Origin of the sequence: Billgrantia montanilacus (assembly GCF_003336675.1) — a bacterium.
Taxonomy (GTDB): domain Bacteria; phylum Pseudomonadota; class Gammaproteobacteria; order Pseudomonadales; family Halomonadaceae; genus Halomonas; species Halomonas montanilacus.
Genome location: NZ_QPII01000039.1, coordinates 1 through 2,442, shown reverse-complemented (window position 1 = coordinate 2,442; position 2,442 = coordinate 1). Strand labels below are relative to the sequence as shown.

3 protein-coding genes are annotated in these 2,442 nt (G+C 63.3%); all 3 read right to left on the bottom strand.

The genetic code is table 11. From position 1 onward, the window contains the following. Positions 1-32: 32 nt before the first annotated feature. Positions 33-1,562 (bottom strand): IS66 family transposase, encoded by a 1,530-nt coding sequence (gene tnpC, locus DU505_RS22135; protein WP_114481134.1) that lies wholly within the window; start codon positions 1,560-1,562, stop codon positions 33-35. 94 nt (positions 1,563-1,656) lie between these two features. Then, positions 1,657-1,992, bottom strand: coding sequence for an IS66 family insertion sequence element accessory protein TnpB (tnpB, locus tag DU505_RS22130; RefSeq protein ID WP_147273121.1), 336 nt, complete (start codon positions 1,990-1,992; stop codon positions 1,657-1,659). Continuing rightward, on the bottom strand, positions 1,989-2,357 hold the full coding sequence (gene tnpA, locus DU505_RS22125) for an IS66-like element accessory protein TnpA (protein ID WP_114481133.1): 369 nt from the start codon (positions 2,355-2,357) through the stop codon (positions 1,989-1,991). The genes tnpB and tnpA overlap by 4 nt, the downstream gene beginning before the upstream one ends. Positions 2,358-2,442: the final 85 nt, after the last annotated feature.

The following is a 2,442-nucleotide window of genomic DNA, read 5'->3' as shown; positions in this document are numbered from 1 at the left end:
GTAAGCGGCCGGTCATCACCCTTTGCGAGTGATCAGTCGACCGGCTTCCAGTGCTGCGGCAGGAGTTCGTGGATCTGGCTGGCCTTCTGTGTTGGCAGGCGAGCCAGCACATCTTTCAGGTAGGCATGCGGTTCATGGCCATTCAGCTTGGCAGTCTGGATCAAGCTCATGATGTTGGCAGCACGCTGGCCGCTGCGCAGCGAGCCGGCAAACAGCCAGTTCGAGCGGCCCAGCGCCCAGGGGCGAATCAGGTTCTCCACCCGATTGTTGTCAATCGGCAGCCCGCCGTCATCCAGGTAGCGCGTCAGTGCCGCCCAGCGTTTCAGGCTGTAGTCCAGCGCCTTGGCCGTCGCCGAGCCGTTGGGCACCTTTTCTCGGTGAGCTAACATCCATCGGTGTAGCGCGTCGGCGATGGGTCTCGCCCTGGTCTCGCGTAGCCGTTGGCGTTCTTCAGCACTCAGGGGCTGGGCGTCGCGCTCCACCTGGTAGAGTTGGCCGATGAGCTCGATGGCCTGCTCGGCAATCTGGCTCTTGCCGGCCACGTGCAGGTCGACGAACTTGCGCCGCGCATGGGCCATGCAGCCGATCTCGGACACGCCATTGGCAAAGCTCCGTTTGTAGCCGGCGTAATCATCACAGATCAGCTTGCCTTGCCAGTCACCGAGGAAATCCCGGGCATGCTGGCCGCCGCGCCCAGGCGCGAAGTCGTAGATTACCGTCTTCAGCCCGGCGTAGGGCGTGGTGGCATAGGCCCAGAGGTAGGCCTTGTGGGTTTTCTTCTTGCCCGGATCCAGCATCGGCACCGGCGTTTCATCAGCATGCAGTATCGGTTCGGTGAGCAGGGTCTCACGCAGGGCATCGATCAGTGGCTGCAATCGCACCCCGCAGATGCCGACCCATTCCGCCAGGGTGGAGCGCGGTATCTCCACGCCGGCGCGGGCAAAGATCTGGGCCTGGCGGTAGAGCGGCTGGTGATCGGCATACTTGGCGATCATCACTTGGGCCAGTAATCCCGAGGTGGGGAGGCCCTTGTCGATCACCTGGGCCGGCATCGGTGCCTGAGTCAGCGTCTCGCACTCGTCGCAGACCCACTTGCCGCGGATATGACGCTCGACGGTAAACACGCCCGGCGTGTAGTCGAGTTTTTCGCTGATCTCTTCTCCGATGCGGCGCCGCTGGCAGCCGCACGCGCAGTGCTCGCTCTCGGGTTCGTGCCGGATCTCGACGCGCGGCAGGTTGTCGGGCAAGGGCTGACGTTTGGGCTTTTGCTTGGTGACGGGCGGCGTCGCCGGGGTAGCGAGTTCTTCCAGCTCGGCCTCGATGGCGGCGATATCGGCATCTACCACCTCCTCCAGCAGGCTGATCTGCAAGACGTTGAGCTGCTCGCTGCGCTTGCCGAAGGCGTGGCGTTTGAGCAACGCCAGCTCATAGGTCAGCTTCTGGTTGACCTGCTCGCTGTGACGCAGCGCCTGATCCTTTTCCTCGACCTGCGCCATCAGCGTTGCCGCCAGGTGGCGGAGCTGATCGGGTGAGAGCTGAGACAGGTCGGGCGACATAGTCATCCGGCGATTATGCCAGTCCGCCGGTAGCAAGGGGATGCGCGGATCATCGAATGGCCAGCGCTCGCTTTCTGTGCCGAGGCGTTCGCCGTGAGATTTACAGCACCGAAATAGCCCCCGCCGGGCCGATGCGTTGCCAGGGCAGGCCCTGCACCAGCGCCGTCACTTGCTCAGGTGACAGTTCCATCCGGTCACCGTGCCAGTTGCCGGCCCAGTGGAACTTGCCTTGATTGAGGCGGCGAGCACAGAGCCAGACCCCCAGGCCATCGTGGATCAGCACCTTCATGCGGTTGCCGCGGCGATTGGCGAACAGGTAAGCGCAATGTGGGCGAGCCGTGCCGAACACCTTCACGACTCGGGCCAGCGCCGTATCCGGCCCGGCCCGCATATCCAGCGGCTCGGTGGCCAGCCAGATCTCGTCGATGCGGATCACGACAGCAGATCCCGCAGAAGTGCCCGACAACCCTGCGCATCGGACACCGGCCACTCGATGGTCACCGTTCCCTTGGGACTCGGTAATAAAAGGCGGATATGCTCGGCTTCCCGGTGCGGGGCCGCCGCCGACGTTACGGTGCTTGCCATCGGCACAGGGACAAATGCGGGGGTATCACTCACTGGCTCCGACCGCCGAGCATCACGGATCCACTTATGGACCAGGTTGGCGTTCAGGGCATGCTCCAACGCGATGCCGGCCACTGAGGCACCGGGTTGTTGGCACGCTTCGACGATCCTGGCCTTGAACTCGGCTGTAAAGCGGCGGCGCTTTCGAGGCGCCTCCAATACGCTTAACTCACTCATGGTAGGTGTCCACTAAGCAATAGGTGGACACCTACCGTCATCGAAGTCGGGGCTCAGCGAAAGGTGTGTTCACCGGACGCATACG

What these genes read in the sequence shown, in the direction of transcription:
- tnpC (WP_114481134.1), bottom strand. Translation starts at nt 1,562, where the DNA reads ATGACTATGTCGCCCGACCTGTCTCAGCTCTCACCCGATCAGCTCCGC.
- tnpA (WP_114481133.1), bottom strand. Translation starts at nt 2,357, where the DNA reads ATGAGTGAGTTAAGCGTATTGGAGGCGCCTCGAAAGCGCCGCCGCTTT.